At 72.7% G+C, this 25,774-nt stretch carries 25 protein-coding genes, 1 tRNA gene, 2 pseudogenes and 1 riboswitch; of the genes and pseudogenes, 9 read left to right on the top strand and 19 right to left on the bottom strand.

Annotation, left to right across the window (positions count from 1 at the left end; genetic code table 11):
- Positions 1-48: 48 nt before the first annotated feature.
- A riboswitch (glycine riboswitch) is annotated at positions 49-145 on the bottom strand.
- A gap of 58 nt (positions 146-203) precedes the next feature.
- From FA582_RS07635 to FA582_RS07595, 9 genes are all read right to left on the bottom strand, one after another.
- Entirely contained in the window at positions 204-797 is a 594-nt protein-coding gene (locus FA582_RS07635) for a MerR family transcriptional regulator (protein WP_010146071.1), read from the bottom strand.
- Positions 798-900: 103 nt separating this feature from the next.
- The gene (locus tag FA582_RS07630) at positions 901-1,398 is read right to left on the bottom strand and encodes a bifunctional nuclease family protein (protein WP_010146070.1); all 498 of its coding nucleotides are present in this window, start codon (positions 1,396-1,398) and stop codon (positions 901-903) included.
- Between the two features lie 60 nt (positions 1,399-1,458).
- A complete protein-coding gene (gene ftsR / locus FA582_RS07625; RefSeq protein WP_051125065.1) occupies positions 1,459-2,241 on the bottom strand; it encodes a transcriptional regulator FtsR in 783 nt (260 codons plus the stop codon).
- Positions 2,238-2,699, bottom strand: a complete 462-nt coding sequence (locus FA582_RS07620; protein WP_010146068.1) for an FHA domain-containing protein — start codon at positions 2,697-2,699, stop codon at positions 2,238-2,240. The genes ftsR and FA582_RS07620 overlap by 4 nt, the downstream gene beginning before the upstream one ends.
- Before the next feature lie 91 nt (positions 2,700-2,790).
- Positions 2,791-3,180 carry a glycine cleavage system protein GcvH gene (gene gcvH / locus FA582_RS07615; RefSeq protein WP_010146067.1) on the bottom strand — a complete coding sequence of 130 codons (390 nt, stop codon included), beginning with the start codon at positions 3,178-3,180 and terminating at the stop codon, positions 2,791-2,793.
- A 64-nt stretch (positions 3,181-3,244) separates the two neighbouring features.
- The gene (locus tag FA582_RS07610) at positions 3,245-4,063 is read right to left on the bottom strand and encodes a DUF881 domain-containing protein (RefSeq protein WP_147899781.1); all 819 of its coding nucleotides are present in this window, start codon (positions 4,061-4,063) and stop codon (positions 3,245-3,247) included.
- Positions 4,064-4,066: 3 nt separating this feature from the next.
- A complete protein-coding gene (locus FA582_RS07605; protein ID WP_010146065.1) occupies positions 4,067-4,399 on the bottom strand; it encodes a small basic family protein in 333 nt (110 codons plus the stop codon).
- The gene (locus FA582_RS07600; RefSeq protein WP_010146064.1) at positions 4,396-5,319 is read right to left on the bottom strand and encodes a DUF881 domain-containing protein; all 924 of its coding nucleotides are present in this window, start codon (positions 5,317-5,319) and stop codon (positions 4,396-4,398) included. The genes FA582_RS07605 and FA582_RS07600 overlap by 4 nt, the downstream gene beginning before the upstream one ends.
- Positions 5,319-5,951 carry a CDP-alcohol phosphatidyltransferase family protein gene (locus tag FA582_RS07595; RefSeq protein ID WP_010146063.1) on the bottom strand — a complete coding sequence of 211 codons (633 nt, stop codon included), beginning with the start codon at positions 5,949-5,951 and terminating at the stop codon, positions 5,319-5,321. Before FA582_RS07595 ends, FA582_RS07600 begins: the two co-directional genes overlap by 1 nt.
- Positions 5,952-6,117: 166 nt before the next feature.
- Here FA582_RS07595 and FA582_RS07590 point away from each other — a divergent pair, with 166 nt between their 5' ends.
- Positions 6,118-6,603, top strand: a complete 486-nt coding sequence (locus FA582_RS07590; protein WP_010146061.1) for a glyoxalase family protein — start codon at positions 6,118-6,120, stop codon at positions 6,601-6,603.
- A 1-nt stretch (position 6,604) separates the two neighbouring features.
- Here the strand turns inward: FA582_RS07590 and FA582_RS07585 are convergent, their stop codons facing one another.
- Genes FA582_RS07585 through FA582_RS07575 form a run of 3 tightly spaced genes read right to left on the bottom strand, consistent with a single transcriptional unit; the run spans position 6,605 to position 9,613 of the window.
- Positions 6,605-7,111 carry a DUF3830 family protein gene (locus FA582_RS07585; RefSeq protein ID WP_010146060.1) on the bottom strand — a complete coding sequence of 169 codons (507 nt, stop codon included), beginning with the start codon at positions 7,109-7,111 and terminating at the stop codon, positions 6,605-6,607.
- Positions 7,112-7,133: 22 nt separating this feature from the next.
- Positions 7,134-8,615 carry an amidase gene (locus tag FA582_RS07580; RefSeq protein ID WP_010146059.1) on the bottom strand — a complete coding sequence of 494 codons (1,482 nt, stop codon included), beginning with the start codon at positions 8,613-8,615 and terminating at the stop codon, positions 7,134-7,136.
- On the bottom strand, positions 8,612-9,613 hold the full coding sequence (locus FA582_RS07575) for a D-2-hydroxyacid dehydrogenase (RefSeq protein ID WP_010146058.1): 1,002 nt from the start codon (positions 9,611-9,613) through the stop codon (positions 8,612-8,614). The genes FA582_RS07580 and FA582_RS07575 overlap by 4 nt, the downstream gene beginning before the upstream one ends.
- A gap of 70 nt (positions 9,614-9,683) precedes the next feature.
- Here FA582_RS07575 and FA582_RS07570 point away from each other — a divergent pair, with 70 nt between their 5' ends.
- Genes FA582_RS07570 through FA582_RS07555 form a run of 4 tightly spaced genes read left to right on the top strand, consistent with a single transcriptional unit; the run spans position 9,684 to position 14,129 of the window.
- Positions 9,684-10,502, top strand: a complete 819-nt coding sequence (locus tag FA582_RS07570; RefSeq protein ID WP_010146057.1) for a maleate cis-trans isomerase family protein — start codon at positions 9,684-9,686, stop codon at positions 10,500-10,502.
- Positions 10,499-11,719, top strand: coding sequence for a M24 family metallopeptidase (locus FA582_RS07565; RefSeq protein WP_010146056.1), 1,221 nt, complete (start codon positions 10,499-10,501; stop codon positions 11,717-11,719). Before FA582_RS07570 ends, FA582_RS07565 begins: the two co-directional genes overlap by 4 nt.
- Entirely contained in the window at positions 11,716-12,927 is a 1,212-nt protein-coding gene (locus tag FA582_RS07560) for an aminotransferase-like domain-containing protein (protein WP_010146055.1), read from the top strand. Before FA582_RS07565 ends, FA582_RS07560 begins: the two co-directional genes overlap by 4 nt.
- Positions 12,924-14,129 (top strand): M20 family metallopeptidase, encoded by a 1,206-nt coding sequence (locus FA582_RS07555; RefSeq protein ID WP_010146054.1) that lies wholly within the window; start codon positions 12,924-12,926, stop codon positions 14,127-14,129. The genes FA582_RS07560 and FA582_RS07555 overlap by 4 nt, the downstream gene beginning before the upstream one ends.
- On the opposite strand, the gene FA582_RS07550 is transcribed toward FA582_RS07555, so the two are convergent.
- A complete protein-coding gene (locus tag FA582_RS07550) occupies positions 14,101-16,995 on the bottom strand; it encodes an FAD-binding and (Fe-S)-binding domain-containing protein (protein ID WP_010146053.1) in 2,895 nt (964 codons plus the stop codon). The two genes, FA582_RS07555 and FA582_RS07550, sit on opposite strands and share 29 nt — an antisense overlap.
- Before the next feature lie 82 nt (positions 16,996-17,077).
- Here FA582_RS07550 and FA582_RS07545 point away from each other — a divergent pair, with 82 nt between their 5' ends.
- Both FA582_RS07545 and FA582_RS07540 read left to right on the top strand, forming a co-directional pair.
- Entirely contained in the window at positions 17,078-17,863 is a 786-nt protein-coding gene (locus FA582_RS07545; RefSeq protein ID WP_010146052.1) for an aspartate racemase/maleate isomerase family protein, read from the top strand.
- Entirely contained in the window at positions 17,860-18,582 is a 723-nt protein-coding gene (locus tag FA582_RS07540) for a GntR family transcriptional regulator (RefSeq protein ID WP_010146051.1), read from the top strand. Before FA582_RS07545 ends, FA582_RS07540 begins: the two co-directional genes overlap by 4 nt.
- Here the strand turns inward: FA582_RS07540 and FA582_RS07535 are convergent.
- Positions 18,570-20,108, bottom strand: a complete 1,539-nt coding sequence (locus FA582_RS07535; RefSeq protein ID WP_010146050.1) for an NAD-dependent succinate-semialdehyde dehydrogenase — start codon at positions 20,106-20,108, stop codon at positions 18,570-18,572. The two genes, FA582_RS07540 and FA582_RS07535, sit on opposite strands and share 13 nt — an antisense overlap.
- 47 nt (positions 20,109-20,155) lie before the next feature.
- On the opposite strand from FA582_RS07535, the gene FA582_RS07530 reads away from it, so the two are divergent.
- Complete coding sequence (locus FA582_RS07530; protein ID WP_010146049.1) at positions 20,156-21,406, top strand: aspartate aminotransferase family protein; 1,251 nt, start codon at positions 20,156-20,158, stop codon at positions 21,404-21,406.
- Positions 21,407-21,477: 71 nt separating this feature from the next.
- On the opposite strand, the gene FA582_RS07525 is transcribed toward FA582_RS07530, so the two are convergent.
- Positions 21,478-23,166, bottom strand: coding sequence for a BCCT family transporter (locus tag FA582_RS07525; protein WP_081480437.1), 1,689 nt, complete (start codon positions 23,164-23,166; stop codon positions 21,478-21,480).
- A gap of 165 nt (positions 23,167-23,331) precedes the next feature.
- Positions 23,332-24,015: a sulfatase/phosphatase domain-containing protein gene (locus FA582_RS07520; RefSeq protein WP_010146046.1), complete on the bottom strand. Its 684-nt coding sequence runs from the start codon at positions 24,013-24,015 to the stop codon at positions 23,332-23,334.
- Positions 24,016-24,051: 36 nt separating this feature from the next.
- Here FA582_RS07520 and FA582_RS17695 point away from each other — a divergent pair.
- Positions 24,052-24,105: pseudogene (locus tag FA582_RS17695) on the top strand (DUF6112 family protein); the annotation flags it as partial.
- Between the two features lie 114 nt (positions 24,106-24,219).
- Here FA582_RS17695 and FA582_RS07515 read toward each other — a convergent pair.
- The 3 genes and pseudogenes from FA582_RS07515 to FA582_RS07505 all read right to left on the bottom strand — a co-directional run bounded on the left by FA582_RS07515 (position 24,220) and on the right by FA582_RS07505 (position 25,748).
- Positions 24,220-25,239 carry a hypothetical protein gene (locus tag FA582_RS07515; RefSeq protein WP_010146044.1) on the bottom strand — a complete coding sequence of 340 codons (1,020 nt, stop codon included), beginning with the start codon at positions 25,237-25,239 and terminating at the stop codon, positions 24,220-24,222.
- 122 nt (positions 25,240-25,361) lie between these two features.
- Positions 25,362-25,484, bottom strand: a pseudogene (locus FA582_RS17120) (helix-turn-helix transcriptional regulator); the annotation flags it as partial.
- A gap of 190 nt (positions 25,485-25,674) precedes the next feature.
- Positions 25,675-25,748 (bottom strand) — tRNA-Pro (locus FA582_RS07505).
- Positions 25,749-25,774 lie beyond the last annotated feature (26 nt).

Raw genomic sequence — 25,774 nt, 5'->3', positions numbered from 1 at the left:
GCACCTCCCCCTTTGCCGGTCCCGAGCAACGGGACGTTCCAGAGTTGCCTGTTCCGCGTGGTCCCGGGCGCCTGAGAGCTTGGTGGGGAGTATGCCCCTTCGGCGCCTCACCGCAGTGCGAGGAGGACTCTCCCACGCGACGTCATCGGCAGCCCACAATCTAGCAGGACCGTACCGCCGCGCCGACCGGGAGCGGTGCCCCCTCAGGAGGTCTTGCGGGCGCGTCGCCGCGCGGACAGCTCGTCGCCGGGGTGCTCACCCACGGGCTCGTCGGCCCGCTCGCTCGGCAACTGCGCCAACTGGCCCTCGACCTCGCGCCAGACGCTGCCGACGGCGATGGCGAAGACGCCCTGCCCGCCGCGGACCAGATCGATGACCTCGTCGTCGCTCGTGCACTCGTAGACGCTGGCCCCGTCGCTCATGAGGGTGATGTGGGCGAGGTCCTGGACGCCTCGCTCGCGGAGCGCGTTGACGGCGACCCGGATCTGCTGCAGCGAGATGCCGGTGTCCAGCAGCCGCTTGATGATCTTGAGGACGAGGATGTCGCGGAAGCTGTAGAGCCGCTGGGTGCCGGACCCGGAGGGGTTGCGCACGGAGGGCTCGAGCAGGCCGGTGCGGGCCCAGTAGTCGAGCTGGCGGTAGGTGACGCCGGCCGCGCCGCAGACCGTGGGGCCGCGGTAGCCGATGCCGTCGTCCAGCGCTGCGGTGTCGTCGGTGAACAGCAGACCCTGGGACCCGACCGGCTGCTGTGCCGGCCCGCGTCCCGTTCCGCCTGGCGCGTCTGCTCCAGCGTTCACCGGTCCTCCTCGCAGTTGTGACTCGTGTGACTGACGTGCCTCATGTGCACAGGTCGACGGTATGCGGAGGGGGACCCGGGGTCAACGGCGCCACGCCGGGACATCAGGGGCGGTCCTCGTCCGGCCCGGGCCCCCCCGGCGACTCGAAGTCCTCCGCGGACACCTCGTCGAGGAACTCGCGGAACTTCTCCACCTCGTCCTCCTCCTCGACCGCCATCGTCACCCCGACGTCGTCCAGCAGCTCCTCGGTGGTGAGGATCGGCGTGGCCGAGCGCAGGGCGAGGGCGATGGCGTCCGAGGGCCGTGCCGAGAGCACGGTGCCGGCGTCGAAGTGCAGCTCGGCGTGGAAGATGCCGTCCTGCAGCTCGGTGATCCGCACCTGCTCCAGCGTGCGACCGAGGGCCTCGATCATCGTCACCATGAGGTCGTGGGTGAGGGGACGCGGCGGCTCCACCCCCTGCTGCGCGTAGGCGATCGCCGTCGCCTCCGGTGCGCCGATCCAGATGGGCACGTAGCGGTGCCCGTCCCGCTCGCGCAGCAGGACGATCGGGCTGTTGTTGGGCATCTCCACCCGGACACCGAGCACGTCGAGCTCTCTCACCCCGTTACGATACCGCTCCCGACCCGGGAGCGCCGGTCAGGTCCCCCGCGGCGGTGCTTCTCAGCGCTGCTGGTTGAGCCCCGAGCGGACCAGCGCCACGTGCAGCGACAGCGTGTGCGCGAGGAGCTCGGCCTCACGGTCGGCGGGGTCGGGCCCCGTGCCGCCGCGGGCGCGGCGACGACGCAGCGGCTCGAGCAGCTGCTGGGTCAGCCCGATCTCGCGGTCGGCGACGACCCGGAACAACCGCAGGTGCCGTGCCTCCAGGCCGTAGCGCGACAGCGCCACCGCGGACTCGGCCACGTCGACGTCGTCGGCATGGTGCTTGCCGCCGGAGTCGGTGCGCAGCAGCCCGAAGGCCTTGAGCTGGGTGTAGGCGGCGGGGTCCAGGCCGGTGCGCTCGCGCAGCTCCAGCGGCGAGAGCCGGACACCGCGCCGACGACGCAGAGCGCTCGCGCTGAGGTCGGTGACCGGCGCCGCGCCACGCTCCTCGGCCGGCGGGGCCGGGGCCGGGGAGGTCGGGCCGGGCTCCGGCGAGGGCGTGGTCAGGCCGGGCACGTCCAGCCCGCGGTCGAGCCGGTCGAGCGCGTCCTTGATGACCTTGTGCGGCCAGAAGCGGTCCCGCTGGGCGGTGAGGATGAACCGCAACCGCGCGATGTCGGCCTCGGTGAAGAGGCGGTAGCCGGAGGCGCGCCGCTCGGGGCTGACGAGCCCCTCCTGCTCGAGGTAGCGGATCTTGGACTGGGTGAGGTCGGGGAAATCGGTCTGCAGCTCGCGCAGGACCGCCCCGATGGACACTCCCCCGGCCGGTGCGGCCGGAACCTCGTCGTGGGCGGGTGAGCTCACGACCGACCGCGGTAGTAGACCAGCCGGAACTTGCCGATCTGCACCTCGTCGCCCTGGTTGAGCGGCATCTCCTCGATCCGCTGCCGGTTGACGTAGGTGCCGTTGAGCGAGCCCACGTCGCGCACGGCATAGCCGTCCTGCTCCTTGACGAACTGCGCGTGGCGCCGGGACACCGTGACGTCGTCGAGGAAGATGTCGCTGTGCGGGTGGCGCCCGGAGGTCACCTCGTCGGCGTCCAGCAGGAAGCGGGCGCCAGAGTTGGGGCCACGCAGCACGATGAGCAGCGCGGTCCCCGGACGCAGGGCGTCGACGGTCCGCTGGTCGTCGGCCGACAGGCGCGGGGCCTCGTCGTCGAAGGTGTACTCGGCCGCGGGAAGGTCCGTCCCGCCAGGGATCCGCGCCGTCGTGGGGTCGGCTCCCACGTCGTGGTGCTCGCGGTCACGATCGTTGCCACTCATGGTGCGGACCTCCTCGTCGATCGGTGGGATGTGCGGCCATCGACCCAGGTCGACGGTGGTGGAGCCAACTCTACGTCAGAGCACCGACACCTCAGTCGAGCTGGGCCTCGTAGGTCTGCGCGTCCATGAGACCGTCCAGCACCGAGGTGTCGGTGAGTGTGAGCTCATACATCCACCCCTCGCCGTAGCTGTCGGTGTTGACCAGCTCGGGCGTGGCGTCCAGCAGCTCGTTGGCGGCGGTCACCTGACCGGCCAGCGGTGCGTAGATGTCGCTCACCGACTTGGTCGACTCGACCTCACCGCACGAGTCGCCGGGGGCGACCTGGTCGCCCACGGAGGGCAGCGAGACGTAGACGACGTCACCGAGGGCGTCCTGCGCGTAGCTGGTGATCCCGACCCGCACCACCCCGTCACCGAGGTCGCGGACCCACTCGTGGTCGGTGGTGTAGCGCAGGTCATCGGGGTACTGCAGGGTGCTCATCGCTCTCCTCGGACGGACGTACCGGGTGCCGAGCCCGTGTCGGACGGCAGTGGCCAGCCGCGACCTAGGGGTCCTGGGTCGACGGCACAGGCTGAGCGTAACGAGGCTCGCTCGGCTCGTGCAACGCGTCGATGAGGACCGTGGCGCCCTCGACCACCGTCACCGTCGCTCCGGCGGACCGCAACGAGTCGGAGAACCCGCCGGGGATCGCCATCGCACCGGCGAGGGTATGCGCGTCGCCGACGGCGGTGATGGTGTAGGGCGTGCTCAGCGGCTCGCCGTCGAGCAGGACCTCGCCCTCCGGTCCGGTCCTCACGAAGGAGGAGGCCACCACCCGCACCGGGCCCACCTGGATCGCCTCCGCCCCGGCGTCGCGCAGCTCCTGGATGCCGTCCAGCAGCATCGTCTGCGTGATGATGCCCCCGTCGTCGTCGACGAGCACGGTGATGCCGGGACCCTCCACCGGCACCGTGCCGGCGAGGATCTGGTAGGACTCCAGCCGCTCCCGGGCGGCCTCCGCGGCGGCCTCGTCCCCCTCGGCACCCAGGAGTCGCGACCGGTCGTCCTCGAGCTCGGCGACCTCGGCGCTCAGGGCCTCCGCGCGGCTCGTCACGTCGTCGAGCAGCGCGACGAGCTCGGTCTGCCGCAGCTGCTGCAGGCCGGCCTCCTCGGTGACCCGGGCCTGGGCCACGAGGGCCACCCCCAGCAGGGTGGTGAGCAGGGCGGCGACGAGCTGTCCTCGCGTGGGGTGGAAGCGCCCGAAGGCGCGCAGCCGGCGCCGCGCCTCCTCGCGGCTGGGCGCCGGGCGCCGCCGGAAGCGTGCCCGGCGGGCGGTGGGGCGCTCGCTGGGGCCGGGGGGCGGTGCGGGGCCGTGGTCCTCCATGGCTCAGGCTCCCAGCAGGTGTCGGCGGATGGCCGCGACGTTGGAGAAGATCCGCAGCCCGAGCACGACCACGACACCGGTCGACAGCTGGGCCCCGACGCCCAGCTGGTTTCCGAGGAAGACGATGAGCGCGGCGACGACGACGTTGGAGAGGAAGGAGATGACGAAGACCCGGTCGTTGAAGATGCCCTCCAACGAGGCCCGGGCCGCGCCGAAGACGGCATCGAGGGCGGCGATGACGGCGATCGGCAGGTAGGGCTGGAGCCAGGAGGGCACCTCTGGGCTGACGACCAGCCCGAGGACGATGCCGACCATCAGGCCGAGGACGGGGATCATCGTGGCTCCTCACGGGTGGGGTCCGAGGCGGGACCGAGGTCCGGCCCGGGGGTCTGCGGCGCCAGCTCGGTGGGGATGCGGCCTTCCCGGGTGGTCAGCCGGGCGCCGGGCGCGAGGGTGATCTCGCCCGGGTCGAGCACCTCGGAGTCGAGGCCGAACTGCCGCTCCAGCTCCAGGAGGTAGGCGCCGGTCATGCCCGAGGTCAGCTCGTCCTGCAGCGCCGCGGGGTCGCCGATGGCCCGGACGACGTAGGGCGGGGTCAGCCCACGGAAGTCCACGATGATGGCCTGCCCGGCGAAGCGGATCGCCGAGGTGCTGGTCATCCGGTGGTCGTTGATCGAGATGGCCTCGGCGCCCGCGCTCCACAGGCCGTTGACCACGAGCTGGAGGTCGCGCGAGGTGACCCGCTCGGGCTCGCTCTCGTCGCCGGGCGAGGCATCGGTGGGGCGCTCCGCGTCGTGCAACGTGAGCTCGACGCCGGGGCCGCGCAGGGCCACCCCGCCGGCCTGGCGCTCGGCCACCGCGAGGCGCGCGCCGGAGCCGGTGCCGCTGCCCTGGAGGGCCTGCTGCTCGATCTCACGGATGTCGGCCCGCAGGTCGGACACCTGCGTGCTGCGCTCGTCGCCGAGCGTCTGCGCCGTCTCGATCCGCTCGATGAGCTGCTGGCGACCGGCCGCCTCGGCGGGGTCGGGGGTGCGCAGGGTCACGGCCGTCACCGTGAAGAGGAGCCCGAGGCCCACCGCGGTGCCGAACATCAGCCAGGTGCGGGTGCCCGACGAGGGCGGCAGACCGCGGTCGCTACGGTCCTGGGCAGCAGAGTGGTAGCCAGGCCCCACCGGCGGATCGAGGACCTCCTCGAGGAGGGCCATCGACGCCGCGGGGTTGGGGTCGGGGTCGGACTGCCCGTGCCGCAGCCGCATCAGCGCGCCGCTCCGGCCCGGCGACGCTGGCGCACCATGACGGCCACCTGCCAGCCGTAGACGAGACCGGTCACCCAGTAGAGGACGGTCCCCCACCAGACGAGCGCCCAGCCGGTGGCCAGGCAGGCCACGCTCCACCACCCGGGGACGTGCCCGAGCAGCACGAGGGGGAACCCACCCAGGAGGTTGAAGGTGGCGGCCTTGCCGATGAAGGTGACCTCGGGGATCGGCAGCCGGTGCGCCCGCACGACGGGGTACATCAGGACGATGAAGGTCTCGCGGGCGAAGAGGACGGCCACCAGCCACCACGGGATGACGCCGACGGCGGCCAGACCCAGGACGGTGGCGGCGATGTAGAGGCGGTCCGCGATCGGGTCGAGGACCTGACCCAGCCGGCTCGTCAGGCCGTAGCGTCGGGCGATCTTGCCGTCGGCGAAGTCGGACGCGCCCGCCACGACGAGCACCAGTGCGGCCCACCCGAGCTCACGCTCGACCAGGGCCCAGACGAAGACGGGCACGAGCGCCAGGCGCAGCATGGACAGGAGGTTGGGCACCGTCCACAGCCGGTCCGTCACCGGCAGCACCCGCTGCTGGTCCGCCGGACCGGAGCTGTCCCCCTGGACGTCCGTCATGGGGGCGAGTCTAGGCGGTGCGGACCCCCGGACCCCCGCCGCGACCCGCCCGCCGGCGCCGTTGTGAGGAGTCTGACACCACCCCGGCGATGAGTCCGCGGCGCGCGGGTGGTCATACCCTCACCAGCACCCACCGCGGTCGACGCGGTCCAGACGAGAGGACCTCATGATGATCCACCTCGGGCACTGCCTGTGGTTCGACGACCAGGCGCAGGAGGCGGCCGAGTTCTACTGCTCGATCGTCCCGAACTCGCGCGTCCTGCAGGTGAGCAGGTATGCCGCGGACACCCCCTCGGACAAGCCGCTCGGCTCGGTCCTCACGGTCGAGTTCGAGCTCGACGGCGTGCGCTGGACCGCGCTCAACGGCGGTCCGCACTTCCGCCCCGACGAGGCCTTCTCCTTCGTCGTCCGGACCGACACCCAGGAGGAGAGCGACCACTACTGGGACGCCCTGCGTGAGGGCGGCGGCGAGGAGAGCATGTGCGGGTGGCTCAAGGACCGCTTCGGCGTCTCCTGGCAGGTCTACCCCACCGAGCTCGACGAGCTCACCACCCACGCGGACCCGGAGGTCGCGCGTCGGGCCACCGAGGTCATGCTCACCCAGCGCAAGATCGAGATGGCGCCGATCCGCGAGGCCGCGCTGGGTGGGTGACCTATCCCTCGGCGCGGGCCAGGGTGAGGGTCTCCCCCCTCGCCCCGCCCATCCAGACGTCCTGACAGGCCGCCGCCATCTCCGGCAGCCCCTCGACGATCTCGCCGAAGACGTTGCCCGGCACCCAGCCCTGGTCGCCGTTGATGAGCAGGTTGTTGCGGCCGTAGAACACCGCCAGGTCGATAATGCCGCCCTCACCCGCGGCCCGGTGCTCGCCCTCGGTCTCGTAACCGTAGGCCGGGTTGCCCAGGTCTGCCCCGTCGAAGGTGAACCAGCAGACGTCGCCCGGGATGGGGGTGATCGTCGTGTTCTCCTTGCCGGGGTCCTCCCCGAAGCGTGGCAGCAGGGTGTAGATCTCGTTGCGCGCGTACTTGCCGTGGAAGACCGGCGCGGTGAGCGGCAGCGCCGACCACACCGCGGCGCACGTGCGCGGCGCTTCCTCCTCCAGCAACCGCACCCGGCACGTCACCCCGCGGGTGTCGAGGGTGATGGTGATGAACCTGCTCATGTGCTCCTCCTGTGGTCGGCGCTCAGCCCCGCAGCAGCGGGGGGACGACGTCGGTCCGGTCGCTGCCTGACTCCAGCGCGCGCCCCACCCGCAGCACGAGGGCGTCGGTATGCCGCGCGCCGACGAGCTGGACGCCGACAGGCAGGCCGTCCGCGGTCAGCCCGAGGGGCACCGACAGGGCCGGCTGCTGGGTCATGTTGAAGGGGTAGGTGTAGGGCGTCCACGAGGTCCACAGGTCGGCGCCCTCCCCGCCATCACCCTCGCCGTCGTCGCTCTCGTGGGACGGTCCCTGGCGGGCCAGGTCGAAGGCCGGCATCGGCATGGTCGGGGTGAGCAGCACGTCGTGGCGCTCGTGGAACAGCCCCATCCGCCGACCGAGCTCCATCCGCACCGCGGTGGCGTCGAGGTAGTCGCCCGCGGTGGCGCCGTGGGCATACCGCTGGATCGCGCCCCGCAGCCCGGGGTCGATCCGCTCCAGGGCGCCCTCGCCGTAGGCCTGCACGACCTTGTCGGCTCCGGTGAACCAGAGCGTGTGGAAGGCCCCGAGGACGTCGAGGTCGGTGAGCTCGGGATCGACCTCCTCGACCCGCGCACCCGCGGCAGCCAGGACCTGCGCTGCCTCGGCCACGGCGCGGTCGACCGCCGGGTGGTTGTCCACGGCGAGGCCGAGCCGGGGCGACACCGCGACCCGCACCCCCTCGACCCCGTCGTCCAGCCCGTCGAGGAAGGTGCGGGGCGGTGCCGGCAGGGCGGACCAGTCGCGCGCGTCGGGCATTCCGATGAGGTCGAGCAGGAACGCGGCGTCAGCGACCGTGGTGGTCATCGGCCCGGCGTGCGCGAGGGTGCCGTACGGGCTGGCCGGGTAGAGCGGCACCCTGCCGTAGGTCGGCTTGAGGGCCACCGTGCCGGTGAAGGCTGCCGGGATCCGCACCGAACCACCGCCGTCGGTGCCGACCGACCACGCGCCCATGCCCAGGCCCACCGCGCTCGCCGCTCCCCCGCTCGACCCACCCGCGGTGAGCCGCGGGTCGAAGGGGTTGCCGGTCGGCCCGTGCCGCAGCGAGTCGGTCACCCCCTTCCACGCGAACTCGGGGGTCGCGTTCTTGCCGAGCAGGACGCACCCCGCCTCGCGCAGGCGGGCCACGGCCGGGGCGTCCTCGGGCCACTGCCGGGCCCAGTCGTCCGGCGCGTGCTCGGGGATGAGCCGGCTTCCCCGCAGAGTGGGCCAGCCACGGGTGAGCAGGATGTCCTTGATCGTCGTCGGTATGCCGTCGGCCGGCCCCCGCTGCCGACCCTGCCGCCAGCGCTCGGTGGACTCGTGCGCGGCCCGGCGGGCCCCGTCGGCGTCGAGGAGCACCATCGCGTGCACGAGCGGGTCGTGCCGCTCGATCGCCGCCAGCGCCGCCTCGGTCGCCTCCACCGGGGTCGTGCTGCCGACGGCGTAGGCCTCGGACAGCTCCAGGGCGGTCGGCCGCGCCGCGTGCCGCGGGGTGAAGGCGCTCATGCCCTCTCCTGTCCGGTGCTGCGGGGCACGTAGCCCAGCTCCTTGTCGACGACGCCGGTCAGCGCCTCTCCCGCCAGCCACCGTCGCGCGTTGGCGACGAACTGCTCGGCGAGGGTGTCGCGCCAGCCGACGACATCGCCGGACAGGTGCGCCGAGACGACGAGGCCCGGGGCGTCCCACAGCGCGGAGTCCGCTGGGAGCGGTTCCTCCTCGACGACGTCGATCGAGGCCCCGCCGAGGTGACCGGAGCGCAGCGCCGCCAGCAGGTCCTCCTCGACGAGGCTGGCGCCGCGGCCGACATTGACGACGTGCGCGCCAGGTCTCATCGCGGCGAAGACCGTGCCGTCGAGCAGCCTGCGCGTCTGCGGGGTGAGCGGTGCGGCGTTGACGACGTGGTCGGCCCACCCGACGTGCTCGACGAGGGCGTCGCTGCGCACCACCGTGCCGAGGTCGGGGTCGTCGGCCACCTCGCGGCGGCCCGCGCCCCGGACCTCGCAGCCGACGGCTCGCAGCAACCGGCCGATCTCCCGGCCGATGCCGCCGGTCCCGACGACGAGCACCCGCTGGCCCTGCAGCGACGTGGTCTCCCGGTGCTCCCAGCGGTGCTGCCGCTGCAGCGACATGCTCTCGTGCAGGCGCTTGCCGTGGGCGAGCACGGAGGCCAGCACGAACTCCGCGATCGGCCGGTCGAAGACACCCTGGGCGTTGGTCACCGTGACCGGCGAGCGCTGCAGGTCGGGGAAGAGCAGGCTGTCGACCCCGGCGGCGGCCACGTGGATCCACTCCAGCGTGTCCGCCTGGCCCCAGGCGTCCTGGACCGCGGAGGAGAAGAAGTCCCACAGGAGGAGCACCTGCGCCCCGGGAAGCGCGTCGGCCAGCCCCGCCGCGTGCACCACCTCGACATCGAGGTCCTCCGAGAGTGCGTCGAGCGCTGCAGGTGGTGCCAGCCCGGGTGCGGTGAGCACCACCGCGCGGGGCCGAGGTCGACGTGCGATCACATCGTGACCGTAGAAAGGCCGTGTCGGATTGTCAACAATCCTCGGTGTCGGGCATCGTGGGGTCGTGCGCGTGACGACGACCGTGGCCGGCCGGCTGCCGAGCGATGCGTCCGCCTCCCCCGGGGGGACGGCCTCCCTCGAGCGCGGGATCGGCGTCATCGTGCCCTACGACTTCGCCCTCGACCGTGAGCTGTGGCGCTGGTGCCCCGACGTCGCCACCCTGCACCTCACGCGGACCCCCCACGTGCCGCTGCCCGTCGGCCTCCCCCAGGCCCGGGCGGTGCGCGCGCCCGGAGCGGTGGTGCAGGCGACCCACGACCTGTCCACGCCTCGGCCCGAGGTGGTGGCGTATGCCTGCACCTCCGGCAGCTTCGTCGCCGGGGTGGACGGCGAGGCGGCGCTGAGGGAGGCCCTCACCGAGGCGGGCGCCCCGGCGGCGGTGACGACGAGTGGGGCGGCGGTCAGCGCCCTGCAGACCCTCGGGACGAGCCGGGTGGCCGTGGTGACGCCCTACGACGAGACGGTGACCAACAGCCTGTCCCGCTTCCTCACCGAGGCCGGGCTCGACGTCGTGGCCAGCGGCCATCTGGGGCTGGCGGGCGAGATCTGGACGGTGCCGGAGCGGGTGACCGCGGACCTCGTGCGCCGCACCGTCGCGCCGGACGCGGAGGCGGTCTTCGTGTCGTGCACCAACCTGCGCACCTACGACCTCCTCGCGCCGCTCGAGGCCGAGCTGGGCATACCCGTCCTCAGCGCCAACCAAGTGACCCTGTGGGCCGCGATGGCCGCCCTGGGTCTCGACGCGCGCGGCGAGGGCCAGTCCCTGCTCGTCCGCGGACGCCCCGGCCCGGGGACCCCACGTGCCGCCACCCCGGTGGAGACCCCGTGAGCCAGTCCGCCGAGATCACCAGCGCCGCGCAGACGGCCGACCCGCACGCCCTGCGGATCGAGCACGAGCAGCGGATGGCCCGTGCCCAGGCCGTCCTGCGCGAGCGCGGCCACGACGCGCTCGTGGTCACCGACCCGGCCAACCTCTACTACCTCACGGGCTACAACGCCTGGTCCTTCTACATGCCCCAGGCGCTGCTGGTGCCGGCCGAGGGCCCCGCGCACCTGGTGCTGCGGGCCATGGACGCCAAGGGCGGGCACCACACCGCGACCCTGCCCCGTGAGCAGATCCACGGCTATCCCGAGCACTACGTCCACCGCCACGACATCCACCCCTGGGAGTGGATCGCAGAGCGTGGACGCGAGGTGGGGGCGCTGCCCGCGGGGCCGTGCACCATCGCGATGGAGCTGGACGCGCACTACTTCTCACCACGTGCCTACCTCGCGTTCGGCGCGACCCTGCCCGACGCCCGGCTCGTCGACAGCCGCGAGCTGGTCAACTGGCTGCGGGTGGTGAAGTCCGACACCGAGATCGCCCTCATGCGGGCCGCCGGTGAGGTGACCGTGCGCGCCATGCGGGTGGCGGTGGACGCGTTGCGCGAGGGCCGCCGCCAGTGCGACGTCGTCGCCGAGATCCAGCAGGCCCAGGCCCACGGGACCGAGGCGCTGGGTGGCGACTACCCGGCGATCGTGCCGATGCTGCCCTCCGGGGAGACGGCCGGCACGCCGCACCTCACCTGGGTGGAGGAGCCCCTGCGGGGTGGTGAGGCGACGACGATCGAGCTCGCCGGCGTGCACCGGCGCTACCACGTCCCCCTCGCCCGCACGGTGAGCCTCGGCACTCCCCCACGGCGCCTGGCGCAGACCGCCGAGGCCACCGGGCGCGGTCTGGAGCAGGCGCTCGCCGCGCTGCGCCCGGGAGCGAGCACCGCCGACGTCCACGCCGCCTTCACCCGGGAGATCGCGCGGCACGGCCTCACCAAGGACTCGCGGATCGGCTACTCCATCGGCATCGGCTATCCCCCCGACTGGGGCGAGCGCACCGTCAGCCTGCGCGCCGAGGACGACACCGTGCTGGCCCCCGGCATGTGCTTCCACCTCATCCTCGGGATGTGGATGGACCGCTGGGGCTACGAGACCTCCGAGTCGGTGCTCGTCACCGATGACGCCCCCGAACTGCTCGCCCCCCTCGACCAAGGACTGGTGATCCATCCATGAGCACGACCGACAGCCCGACCCTCCCCCTCGCCTCGCGCGCCGACCTGCTCGTGGGGTCGGTGATCGACTCGAGCACCTCGCTGCTGGCCCGGCAGACCCACGACGTCGTCCGCTTCGCCATGGGCAGTCCTGCCGCGGAGGCGATCCCCACGCAGGCGCTGGGCGAGGCCGCCCGGGGCGAGCTCGGGACGCCGGACGCCTTCGACTACGCCGCGACCGAGGGCGACCCGGCCCTGCGCTCGGCCCTGCTGGAGATGCTGGCCGGCACCACCGACGAGACGACCGACGAGCGGCTCACCATCACCGCCGGCGGCATGCAGGGCCTGGACCTCGCGGCCAAGCTCTTCATCGACCCCGGCGACCTAGTCGCCGTGGAGTCGCCGACCTACACCAACGGCAGCGCGACCGCCCTGGCCTACCAGGCCGAGCTCGCCGAGATCGAGGTCGACGAGCACGGTATGTCGATCGAGGCGCTGCGTGCGGCCGTGGACCGGGCCGGGCGCACGCCCAAGGTCATCTACACGATCCCCACCTTCCAGAACCCCTCCGGCACCTCGATGTCGCTGCCGCGTCGGCGCGAGCTGCTCGAGCTGGCGCGGTCCTGGGGCAGCGTCATCCTCGACGACGACCCGTACGGCATGCTCCGCTTCGCCGATGACCCGGTGCCCAGCCTGCACGAGCTGGCCGACGGTGACCCGCTGGTCTTCTCGGTCCGGACATTCTCCAAGATCGTCGCGCCCGGGCTGCGGGTCGGGTGGGTGGACGCCGATCCCTCGCTCGCCCAGCTGCTCATCCACGCCAAGCAGTCGATGGACACCTGCGCCAACCTGCCGGCCCAGCGTTTGGTCGCCCACTTCCTGCGCTCCGGCGGGCTGGAGGAGCACCTCGAGACCCAGCGGGCGGAGTACCGCCGGCGCAAGGAGGCCATGCAGCAGGCGCTCGCCGAGCACTTCGGGGGCCGCGCCACCTGGACCGACCCCGAGGGCGGCTTCTTCCTCTGGGTCTCCTTCGGCGAGTCGGTCGACACCGAGGCGCTCTTCCCCGCCGCCCTGGCCGAGGGGGTCGCCTACATCCCGGGCAACGCCTTCTCCCCCGGGCGCCGCTTCCCCCACGACCTGCGGCTGTGCTTCGCCTCCACCCCGCCGGAGCGGATCCGCGAGGGGGTGGCCCGGCTGGCCCGCGCGGTCGATGCCACGGCGGCCGGATGATCCCCGCCGAGCAGGCGGTGCTCTCGAGGATCACGGCCGAGCGGGTCACCGCCCTGACCCAGGCCCTCGTGCGGGCCCGGGGCGCCAACCCGCCCGGTGAGGAGGCCGCCACCGCCGCCGAGCTCACCCGGCTGGCGAGGGAGCTGCACCTGCAGGTGGAGTCCGAGGAGGTCGAGCCGGGGCGCCCCAACGTCCGGGTCACGCTCGCCGGCGGCGAGGGGCCCGGGTTGCTCTTCCTCGGGCATACCGACGTCGTCCCGCCCGGCGAGGCGGCCGACTGGAGCACCGCCCCGTATGCCGCCACCCTCGCCGAGGGGCGCATCACCGGCCGGGGCAGCGCCGACATGAAGGGCGGGCTGGCCGCCGTGCTGCTGGCGATGGCCGCGGTGCGGGAGACCGCCGTGGTCCCCTCGGGCCCGGTGCGGCTGGACGCGCTCTGCGACGAGGAGCAGAACGGCCTGGGGATCCGCCGCCTCGTCGAGCAGCCCGCCCCCGACCTGCTGGGCTGCGTGGTGGCCGAGCCGACCGACCTGACGACGGTCGTCGCGGCTCGTGGCGCGAGCTATCTGCACGTGGAGGTGCGTGGCGTCGCCGCCCACGCCGGCCGGCCGCAGGACGGGCGCAACGCGATCAGCGGGGCCGCCCTCGTCGTCGCGGACCTGGACCGCTGGCATACCGAGCTGGCCACCCGGGCGCACCCGCTCGTGGGACCGCCGACGGTCAACGTCGGGGTGATCGCGGGCGGGACGTCCGGCTCCGCGGTCCCCGATCTGTGCCGGGTCGAGGTCGACCGGCGGCTGCTGCCGGGCGAGGCGATGGCGGACGTCGTCGAGGCGGTCCGGCGTCGGTTGTCGGCCCTCGACCTGGGCTCCCGCGGGCTCACGTGGTCGCTGACCTCCCCCATGGACATGCCGGGCTTCGAGACCGCCCCGGACGAGGAGTTCGTCGTCGTCGCCGATGCCGCCATGGGCGAGTCCGGTCGCGGCCGGAGGGACCTGCAGGGGTGGACCGCGGCGTGCGACGGCGGCTTCGTCGCCGACGCGTGGGGGATCCCGGTGATCGTCCAGGGCCCGGGGTCGGTGGCCGAGCAGGCCCACCGCCCGGACGAGTCGGTCGCGGTCGAGGAGCTGCTCGTGGCCGCCCGCGGCTACGCCCGCACGATCCTGCGCCTGCTCACGCCCTCCGGTCCGCAGGTGCGCTGAGGCCCTCGGCCAGGAGCTCGGCGAGGTGACGCCCCCGGCGCTCGGTCAGGTCGGCGATCTGCGTGCGGCAGGAGAAACCGTCCGCGAGCACCGCGGTCGAGGGGGCGGCGCCGCGGACGGCCGGGGCCAGGACGCGCTCGCCGATCTGTCGGCTGAGGCCCTCGTGCCCGGCTTCGAAGCCGAAGTTGCCCGCCAGCCCGCAGCACCCGGAGTCGGGGACCTCGGCCCGGACCCCGGCCCGCTCCATGAGGGCGCGGTCGGCGTCGAAGCCCAGGACGGCGTGCTGGTGGCAGTGCACCTGCACCACGGCCTCCTGGTCCAGCTGCGGGGGCTCCCAGCCCGGCGCGTGCTCGGCGAGCGTCTCCGCGAGGGTCCGGACCTGGGCCTTGGCCAGGATCGCGCGCTCGTCACCCGGCAGCAGCTCGACCGCCTCGTGACGGAAGAGGGCCGTGCAGCTGGGCTCGAGCCCGACCACCGTGGCCCCGGCGCGCAGGGCGGGCTCGATCGACGTCAATGACCGGCGCAGCACCCGCTGCGCGACCCCGAGCTGGCCGGTCGAGACCCAGGTCAGCCCGCAGCACACGGGGCCTCGGGGCAGGTGCACCTCCATCCCGGCATCCTCCAGGACCGCCACCGCGGCCCGGCCCACCTCCGGCGCGAGGTGGGTGGTGAAGGTGTCCGGCCACAGCAGCACCGGGGTGCGCCCCTCCCCCCGGGCCGGGGTGTGCTCCCGGGAGAACCACGAGGTGAAGGTCCGCGGGGCGAAGGCCGGCACCTCCCGGTCGGCGGCGATCCCGCCGGCCCGCTTCAGCGCGCCGGCGAGCCTGGACCTCATGAGCGCGTTCGTCGTGCCCGGGGCGAGTGCCGCGCCCTTCGCGAGCGCGGGCAGCCACCCCATCGACCAGTGCGAGCGGGGCCGCGCCCACGGGCGGCCGCGGTAGTGCTGGTGGGTGAACTCGGCCTTGTAGGTCGCCATGTCGACATTGACCGGGCAGTCCCCCACGCAGCCCTTGCAGGACAGGCACAGGTCGAGGGCGTCGCGGACCTCCTCGGCCCGCCACCCCTCGGTGATGACGTCACCCTCCATCATCTCGAAGAGGACCCGGGCCCGCCCGCGGGTGGAGTGCGTCTCGTCCCTGGTCACCTGGTAGCTCGGGCACATGACCCCGCCGGAGGTCTGGATGCACTTGCCGACCCCGACGCAGCGACGCTGTGCCTGGGCGAAGCTGCCGGCGTCCTGGGAGAAGGCCAGCGTGGTGCGCTCCGGGAACCCCTGTGCGTGACCGTGCTGGCGCAGGGCCACGTCGACCGCCGGGGGGTCGACGATCACCCGGGGGTTGAGCAGGCCCTGCGGATCCCAGGCCCGCTTCACCTCCGCGAAGAGGGCGGTGGCGTCGGCGCCGTACATCCGCTCCAGCAGCCCGCCCCGGGCCCGGCCGTCACCGTGCTCCCCCGACACCGACCCGCCGAGCGAGACGACGAGGTCGGTCGCCTGCTCGACGAAGGACCGGTAGTCGCGCACGCCCTGGTCGGTGACGAGGTCGAAGTCGATCCGCAGGTGCATGCATCCCTCGCCGAAGTGGCCGTAGGACGCGCCGGAGTAGTCGTAGCGCGCCATGAGCTCCTCCAGGGCGCGGAGGTAGTCGCCGAGCCGCTCCGGTGGCACCGCGGCGTCCTCCCAGCCGGCCCAGGCCTCGGCGCCGTCGGCGCGGCGGGTCGCCAGACCGGTGCCGTCCCGGCGGCACCGCCACAGCACCGCCTGCGCGGCGGGATCGGTGACGACCGCCGCGGTCGTCCCGGGTATGCCGTCACGCACCGCCTCGGCCACCTCGGCGGCGCGGGTGCGCGCCTCCTGCGCGTCCTCCCCGCCGATCTCGACGAGCAGCCACATCCGTCCCTCGGGCAGCCCGGCCGCCTCCGCAGCCCGGCGGGTGTCGTCCGGCAGCCGCTCGACCAGCGTGGCGTTGATCGACTCCATGGTGAGCGGGGCGTGGGGCAGGACCGTCGGCACGCTGCGGGCGGCGCTCACCGCGTCCGGGAAACCGAGGGTGAGCAGCACCACGGCCGGGGGCAGCGGGGCCAGCGCCACGGTCGCCTCGAGGGTGGTGGCCAGGGTCCCCTCGCTGCCGCACAGGAGCCGCGCGAGGTCGACCCCGCGGTCGGGGAGCAGGTGCTGGAGCGCATACCCCGAGATCTGCCGGGAGAAGGTGCCGAACCGGCGGCCGATGAGCGTCGCGTGCTCGCGCCCCAGCCGCTCCATGGCCGCGTGGATCTCGGCGAGGGCCGGCTCCGGGTCCGCCGACGCACCACCTGCGGCGAGGTGGTCACGGGCGTCCAGCCGCGCCTCACCGCCCGCCGCGGTGAGCACCCGCAGGCTGCGGACGTTGTCGGCGGTGGTGCCCCAGGCCACCGAGTGAGCCCCGCAGGCATTGTTGGCGATCATGCCGCCGAGGGTGCAGCGGCTCGCGGAGGAGGGGTCGGCGCCGAAGGTCAACCCGTGCGCCTTCGCCGCGGAGACGAGGTGGCCGAGCACGACGCCGGGTTGCACGGTGGCGGTGCGGGCGACCGGGTCGATCTCCAGGATCCGGTCCAGGTGCCGGGAGACGTCCACCACGACCCCACCCAGCGCGTTGCCGGCCATCGAGGTGCCGGCTCCGCGCAGCGCGACGGGCGCGCCGGCGTCGCGGGCCAGGGCCAGGGTGGCCACGAGGTCGGCCTCGTCCCGGGGCAGGACGACGACGTCGGGCACGACGCGGTAGTTGGACGCGTCGGTCGCGTAGAGCGCCCGGCCGAGGGAGTCGGCCCGCACCTCACCGCGCAGCTCACCCGTCAGCCGACGGGCCAGTGCGTCCACGTCGTAGCTCATCGGGACCCTCTCTCCGGCGCGATTGTCTACAATCTAAGCATCCGTCCGCCGTGACGACGCGGACGGCCGACGACAGGGGCGCATGACCATGAGCACGATCGGCATCCTCTACCCCGGGCACAGTGCGGAGGACGACTACCCCTGGCTCGAGGAGAGGCTACGCGGCGAGGGGTATGCCGTCCGCCTGCCCCTCGTGCACACCTCGGTCGGCGAGGACGCCCACCGGGTCGACGCACTGCTCGACCTCGGGGGGCCCGACCGGCTGGCCCACGGTGCCGACCAGCTCCTGCGCGGCGCACGTCCCGACGCGGTCGTCTGGGCGTGCACGTCCGGCAGCTTCGTCTTCGGCTGGGAGGGCGCCCACGCGCAGGTGGCCGAGCTGGCGGCCCGCACCGGGGTGCCGACGACCTCCACCTCCCTGGCCTTCGTCCAGGCCTGTCGGCGTCTTGGGCTCACCCGGGTGGCGGTGGCGGCGTCCTACCCGCAGGACGTCGCGCAGGCCTTCGTCGACTTCCTGGGCCGCGCCGGCATCGAGGTGACCGCGACGGGCAGCCACGACATCATCACCGCCGCCGAGGTCGGGACCCTCGGCCGCGACGCGGTGCTGGCCCTCGCGGGCAGCGTCGATGCCACCGGCGCCGAGGCGGTGCTCGTGCCGGACACGGCTCTGCATACGCTGGCCTGGCTGGAGGACCTCGAGGAGGCCACCGGGCGGGTGGTGCTCACCGCCAACCAGGTGTCCGTCCACGAGGGGCTGGCCCTCGCCGGCGAGGTGCCCGCCGTCCCCGGCCTGGGGACGCTCTTCGCGACCGCGCGGCCCGCCGCGCGATCGGCGCAGCCGGGCACGCCGACAGGAGACACGAGATGACCACGCAGATCCCACCCGCCACCACCCCCTCCGCGATCCGACCGGTGCAGCGGGAGTCCACGCCCAGCATCGTCGCCGCGCAGATCCGCGAGGCCATCGCCAGCGGCGAGGTCGCCCCGGGGAGCCAGCTCGGCGAGGTGGAGTACGCCCACCGCCTGGGGGTCAGCCGGGGCCCGCTGCGCGAGGGCCTGCAACGCCTGACCCAGGAGGGGCTGCTCGTCTCGCACCGCAACCGCGGGCTCTTCGTCATCGAGATGACCGATGACCGGGTGCGCGACCTCTACCTCGCCCGCTCGGCCGTCGAGCGCGCGGCCGGGGACCGCATCCACGAGACCCGCCCGCAGAAGGCGACCGAGGCGCTCCTGCGGGTCGTCGAGGACATGGCTGCTGCGGCGTCCGAGGGCGACGTCCGCGCGGTGAGCACCGCCGACATCCACTTCCACCAGGTGCTCGTCGACCACGCCGACAGCCCGCAGCTCTCGCGCTTCCACGCGACGCTGCTCACCGAGACCCGGATGTGCATCCACCTGCTCGAGCCGACGTATGCCGTCGACGAGGCGCGCGTCGGGGAGCACCGGGAGATCGCGCGGTCCTTCGCCGCGGGCGACGCCCGGCAGACCGACGCGCTGCTGCTGCACCACATGCGCGACGCCGTGCAGCGGCTGACCGGTTCCAGCCGGGGCAGCCTCGGGCCAGAGCCCGGCGCTCAGCCGTCCTGAGCGGGGCGGGGCCCGGCGATCCCGACATACTTCACCTCGAGGAACTCCTCGATGCCGACCGCGCCACCCTCGCGACCCAGGCCCGACTCCTTGATGCCGCCGAAGGGCGCGGCCGGGTTGGAGACGACACCCTGGTTGAGGCCGACCATCCCCGACTCCAGCGCCTCGGCCATCCGCAGCGCCCGGTCCAGGTCGCGGGTGTAGACGTAGGAGACCAGGCCGAAGGGGGTGTCGTTGGCGAGCGCGACCACCTCGGCCTCGGTGGTGAAGGGGGTGAGGGGGGCGACCGGGCCGAAGATCTCCTCGCTGGCCATCCGCGCATCGCGCGCCACCCCGGTGAGCACCGTGGGCGGGTAGAAGTAGCCCTCGCCGTCAGGGACGTCTCCCCCGGTGAGGACCTGCGCCCCGCCGTCGACGGCGTCGGCGACGAGGTCGCGCACCTTGTCCTGCGCCGCCCGGTCGATGAGCGGGCCGACGTCGACCCCCTCCTGCGTGCCGGGACCGACGGTGCGGGCGGACATCTCCTGCGCGAGCCGCGCGCCGAAGTCGTCGGCGATCGAGGCGTGGACGTAGATCCGGTTGGCCGCGGTGCACGCCTCGCCCATGTTGCGCATCTTGGCGGCCATGGCCCCGGCCACGGCGTCGTCGAGGTCGGCGTCGTCGAAGACGATGAAGGGGGCGTTGCCCCCGAGCTCCATCGAGGTCCGCAGGACCTTCTCGGCGCACTGCTCCAGCAGGATCTTGCCCACCTTGGTGGACCCGGTGAAGGAGAGCTTGCGGGCCAGACCCGAGCGGATCATCGGCTCCATGAGCTCACCGGCCCGGCTGGTGGTGACGGCGTTGACGGCTCCCGAGGGAACGCCGACCTCCGCGAGGATGTCGACCAGCGCCAGCATCGACAGCGGCGTCTGGTGGGCCGGCTTGATGACGCTCGTGCACCCGGCGGAGAGGGCCGGGCCGATCTTGCGGGTGCCCATCGCCATCGGGAAGTTCCACGGGGTGATGAGCAGCGAGGGCCCCACCGGCTGGCGCATGACGAGAAAGCGCGCGTCGCCGGCCGGGGCCTGCTGATAGGAGCCGCTGATCCGCAGCGCCTCCCCAGCGAAGTGCCGTAGGAACTCCGCGGCGTAGGTGATCTCCCCCTTGGCCTCGGCCAGCGGCTTGCCCATCTCGAGGGTCATGACGAGGGCGAGCTCGTCGGCGCGGTCCATGACCGCGTGGTAGGCGGCGGTCAACCAGTCCGCCCGCTGGCGCGGGGAGCTGGCCGCCAGCTCGGCCTGGGCGCCTGCCGCCGCCTGGAGCGCGCGCAACCCGTCCTCGGGGCCTGCGTCCGCGACCGAGGCGATCGGGCGGCCGGTCGCGGGGTCGTCGACGTCGAAGCGCGCGCCCGACCCCGCGGGCACCCACTCTCCTCCGATGAACAGGTCGGTGGGGACGTGCTGGAGCGTCGGGCCCGTCGACCGTCCGCCGTCCTGCTCTCGCTGTGCCGGCTGTGCTGCGTCGCCGCTCACGGGCGCCTCCTTCATACGGTACGTTCAGATTGTCAACAATCTACCAATCGCAGGAGTCGATCGTGGCGCACCTCAGCCCGCTGCTCAAGCAAGCCACCCCCGTCGTCGCCGCCCGTGGTGAGGGCGCCCTGATCTTCGACGAGCAGGACCGCAGATATCTCGACTTCACCGCGGGCATCGGAGTCACGAGCACCGGCCACGCCCACCCGGACGTCGTCGCCGCCGCCCAGGAGCAGGTCGCCAAGATCGTCCACGCGCAGTACACCACGGTGATGCACCGTCCGCTGCTCGACCTCGTGGACCGGATGTCGGACGTGCTCCCGGCGGGGCTGGACTCGATGTTCTTCGTCAACAGCGGCTCCGAGGCCGTCGAGGCTGCCCTGCGGCTGGCCCGGCAGGCCACCGGGCGTCCCAACGTCGTCGCCTTCCACGGCGGGTTCCACGGCCGCACCGTCGCCGCCGCCTCGCTGACCACCTCCGGCACGAAGTTCCGCTCCGGCTTCGCGCCGCTCATGCCCGGGGTAGCGGTCGCCCCCTTCCCCAGCCCGACGCACTACGGCTGGAGCCAGGAGGAGGCCACGGCCTTCGCGCTGCGTGAGCTCGACTACCTCCTACAGACCGTCACCTCCCCGCAGGACACCGCGGCCTTCCTCATCGAGCCGGTCCTCGGCGAGGGTGGCTACGTGCCCGCCTCGCAGGAGTTCCTCGCCGGGCTCCGGGAGCGCGCCGACCGGCACGGGATCCTCCTCGTCCTGGACGAGGTGCAGACCGGCTGGGGCCGCACCGGGAAGTTCTGGGGGCATGACCACTTCGGCGTCTCCCCCGACGTCCTCATCACCGCCAAGGGCATCGCCTCGGGCTTCCCGCTCTCGGCGATCGCCGCCTCCGAGGAGCTCATGGGTCGGGCCTGGCCCGGCTCCCAGGGCGGCACCTACGGCGCCAACGCGGTGGCGTGCGCCGCTGCCCTCGCGACCTTGGACGTCATCCGGCGCGAGGACCTCGTCGGCAACGCCGCAGCCCGCGGCGCCCAGCTCCGGTCGCGGCTCGAGGCGGCGGCGCAGCGGCATACCGCCATCACGGACGTGCGAGGCCTCGGCCTCATGCTGGGGGCGGAGTTCCGCACCCCCGACGGTGAGCCCGACGGCGCCACCGCAGCCCGGGCCCAGCAGGCCGCCGTCGACCACGGTCTGCTGCTCCTCACCTGTGGCGCGTGGTCGCAGGTGGTGCGCTTCATCCCCGCCCTGGTCGTGACGCAGGAGCAGGTGGACGAGGCCGCCGATGCCTGGGAGGCCGCGCTCGCCGACGTCCTCTGAGCCGACGAGGTATGCCGAAGGGCCCGGGCCCGCCACGTGGCGGCCCGGGCCCTTCGTCGGGCGCAGCGTCCTCAGCCGGAGCGCTCCTTCTCCTTCGGGACGCCGTTCTCCGCCTCCTCGCGCCGGCGCTCGGCCTCGGCGCGATCCCGCGCGTCCTCCTCCTGCTGCAGCTTGATGTGCTCCAGCGGAGTGACGCTGTGGTCGCCTCTCTCCACCCTCTTCTTCTCGCTCCGGAGCCCCACGAAGAGGGCCGGGATCATGGCGAAGACGAGGATGAAGATCGGTAGCCCGACGACCGTGATGACCTCTTGCAGGGCCGGCAGGGCGTCGTCACCGCCGAGGACGATGAGCAGGGCGGCCAGTGCGCCCAGGCAGATCGACCAGAACGCGCGCTGCGCGACCGGGCCCTCCTCGTTGTCACCGCTGCACAGCATGTCGATGACGAGGGCGGCCGAGTCGGCCGAGGTGGCGAAGAAGAGGGCGACGATCACCACGACCAGGCCCTGCATCACCGTCGTCAGGGGGAAGTTTTCGAAGAAGGTGAACATCGCCAGCGGCACGCTCTCGGCGACCGCGGCCGACACCGTCCCACCGTTGCCCCCGATGCCGTCGATCTCCATGGCGGACCAGCCGAAGATGACGAACCACACGAGGGTGAAGAGCGAGGGGGCCACGAGGACGCCGCCGACGAACTCCCGCACCGTGCGGCCACGGGAGATCCGGGCGAGGAAGACACCCATGAACGGCGCCCAGGTGACGGTCCAGGCCCAGTAGAAGACGGTCCAGCCTGCCTGCCAGCCCCAGCCCTCCTCCTGGGTGGCGTTGGCGAGCGCGTCGTTCCAGAAGGACAGCGAGGGGAGGGCGGCGAGGTAGTTGCCGGCGCTCTCCACCAACGAGCGCAGCAGGAAGACGGTCGCCCCACCGGTGAAGAGGACGAAGAGCATCATGCCGACGGCCATCCCGATGTTGAGGTTGGACAGCCGCTTGATGCCCTTGTCCAGGCCCACGGCGACCGAGACGGTCGCGATGGCGGTGAGGACCGTGATGACGATGACGCGGATGAAGACCGAGTCCTCGACCCCGATCAGCTCGGACAGCCCGGTGCTGATCTGCGAGGTTCCCAGGCCCAGACTCACGGCGAGGCCGAAGAGCGTGCCCACCACGGCGAAGACGTCGATGGCCTTGCCGATCGGTCCGTGGATCCGCTCCTTGAGGAAGGGGTAGAAGACCGAGCTCACCCGCATCGGCAGGTCGTAGCGGTAGATGAAGAAGCCGAACGCCAGACCGGGCAGCGTGAAGATCGCCCAGGTATGCAGGCCCAGGTGGTAGAGCGCGATGTTCATCGCGTCCTCCGCAGCCTCGGCGCTGTAGGGCTCGACGTCCGGGAACGGTGGTGTGGCGAAGTGCGAGATGGGCTCCGCGACCCCCCAGAACATGAGGATCGTGCCGATGCCGCCGGCGAAGAGCATCGTGAACCACGAGGTCCGGGTGTAGGCCGGGACCTCATCGCCCTTGCCCAGCTTGAGGTCGCCGTACTTGCTGCTGGCGATCCAGATGAGGAAGACCAACCAGAAGGTCACCCCAAAGATGAAGAACCACCCGAGGTTGGTGGTCACCCAGGTCCGGGCGGCCGCGAAGCCGTCCCCGATGCTGCTGGGGAAGATGAGCAGCAGGGCCAGGATGATCACCATCAGCCCGGCCGAGGTGAAGAAGATCTGGGGGTTGGTCTTCAGACCCAACCGGCGTGCGAGGTCGTCCACGGTCGTCTCCTTGGGGTCGCGCACGGGACAGCGCAGAATGTTGATTGTCTAGTTGTCGACAATGCGAACCTTAGCGAGAAGGCCCCCGCGTGGCTAGCGACTCCGGGCGGAGGCCGGCAACGAATGCGCAACGATGCGTCGGACGGTTTGTCCTACCGGGCCGACTCACCCCTGGCCGTCGGCCAGCTTGGCGTAGCGGAACGCCGCCCAGAAGTCGCCGCGCACATAGCGCTCCTGCTCCTGGACGGTCAGGTCCCAGGGGCGGGTGCGCCCCTGAAGGAGGGCGTGCGCGACGACCGAGCGCCGGCGCTGGCTCGCGAGCACCTCGACCTCCAGTGCCTCCAGGTCGTAGCGTGCCTCGATCTCGGCCCGCATGGCCGCCACGACGTCGGCATACCGCGGCTCCTGCGCGACGTTGCGCAGCTCGTCCGGGTCGGCCCCGAGGTCGAAGAGCTGGTCGGGGTCACCTGGGCAGCGCACCAGCTTGAGCGGGCCGCGGACGAGGGTCACCTGGGGGTGGTGGGTCCCCTCGGCGAGGTACTCCACGACGACCTCGCGCTCCTGCGGCGACACGCCGGAGACCTCGCGCCGCGCGCTCTCGAGCAGCGAGACCCCGGCCCCGTCGGTGGACGGCGGCTCCGCCCCCGCGAGCTCGACCAGGGTCGGGAGCAGGTCGAGCAGGCTCACCGGGTTGGCGAAGCGCCCGGCCGGGACCAGCTCGCGCGGGCCGCGCAAGATGAGCGGCACCCGGCTCGACCGCTCGTAGGGCGACATCTTGTACCAGAGCCCCTTCTCACCCAGCATGTCGCCGTGGTCGCTGGTGAGCACCACCACGGTGCTCTCCGTCATGCAGATCGTCGCGCCATCGCGTAGGCACTATCGACCGTGAACGGCCACCACGCCGCCGCCACCAAAGCCCGCATCGGCGCCTGGACCGCGCTCGGTGCCGCGGTGCTCGCTGGTGGAGGAGTCGCGTGGTTGAACTGGCTGATGACCTCGGCCAGCAACTCTAAATGCCTCCATGCCTCTCGGTTGAGAGACAGCCGTGGATGGTCAGGCGTTGAGGTCGATGGCTCCCGTGGCGAGGAAGTAGGGCGAGGGCACCGGCAAGCGCCGCGCCTGGGCGAGTCGGAACCGTGCGGCCTGGCCCCAGGAGGCGGCTTGGTGGGTGCCTGTGAGGAGTATCAATCGTCGGCCATCGCGAAGCGGCACGTTCGAGGGGCCGCAGACCCCACGCCTCATCCACGGCGGAGTCCCGGGAGCGTCGGTGTCGAGCACCCGCTCCGGTGGTGACCAGTCCGCCCGATCCGGCGACGGCGACGCGGCCTGGATAACCCACGGCCCCTGACCGGGGTAGGGCGTCGTGCCGTGCAGATTGGTGCCGCGAGCCAGCAGCATCTCCCAGCCCTGCACCGTCGGGTAGACCGCATTGTCGAAGAATCCCTCGGCGGTGGTGGCGAACCGGCGCGGCGGCTGCCAATCGATGCCGTCGGCGCTGTCGGTGACGTGCAGCTCGAAGTCGGGCTGCTCACCGGGGCCGACCTCGTGCGGGGTGGCGAGGAACCACATCCGGTAACCGCCCTCGACGGCGATCACCAGCGGTTCCAGCACGCTCGCCCGACCCGGCCAGCCCCGCAACACCGGAACCTCGTGCCGCTGCCACCCGCCGTGGTCGTCGAGGGTGAGGACTCCGATCGCGTAGGCGCTGCCCTTGCCGTAGTGGCGCGTGGAGGCTCGGCCTGCGTAGTAGAGGCGCGCCGGGTAGCCGTGGTGAGCAGGGACGTAGCTCGGGGTGTGCATCCCGCCGGTATCCCACGCACGCTTGGGCGGGTCGGTGACGATCGGCTCTCGGTCGAGCACCCAACCGCCCTGGTCCGGCTCGGCCCCGGCGGGCAGCCGGGCACGGTAGAGGCGGTTGCGGAAGCTGGTGGAGAACCCGCCGATGAACATCACCCAACGGTCCTCGATCAGATGAACGTCCGGATCGCTCAGGCCGAGCACCCCAGGAGGCATTCGGGGGCCGAGCATGTCCCAGATCGGCCCGACGGCGATCGGCTCGTATGGGTGCGGCATAGCGACCTCCCGTCGGGTGCGCGCGCGCAGGCGCGGACTCCCCTGAGTGCCAGGTATGTCAACACCAGCGTAACGAACCACCGGGCGGTCTGTATCGCGGGCCTTTCGAGCCGCAGCCTGTCGCGGGCCAGCTCGCGGTAACGGGCCGGCGTCACGCCCACGGCCTGTCGGAACAACCGCGCGGCATGGCCGCGGCTGTTCCAGGCGACCTCGTGCATCGATGCCTCGATCAGCAGGTCGGTCTCCGCACCAGGAAGGGAGCACCACGCCACGACGGACCCCACCTGTGACGTCCTGCACCAACCCGCTCCGACCGCTCCACGGCGGCTGCAGCACCCGCCAGGACCTCGCAGGTCCGGCTCGCACGGGCACCGGAAATCGACCCCGGACACGACGAAGCCCTGGTGGGGAAGGACTCCCACCAGGGCTCATACGTCGGGCTGACAGGATTTGAACCTGCGACCCCTTGACCCCCAGTCAAGTGCGCTACCAAACTGCGCCACAGCCCGTGGCGTCACCGCCGAGGCGGCAACCT

The sequence above is a fragment of the Serinicoccus profundi genome (assembly GCF_008001015.1).
GTDB lineage: Bacteria > Actinomycetota > Actinomycetes > Actinomycetales > Dermatophilaceae > Ornithinicoccus > Ornithinicoccus profundi.
This window is presented reverse-complemented; position numbering and strand designations above follow the sequence as displayed.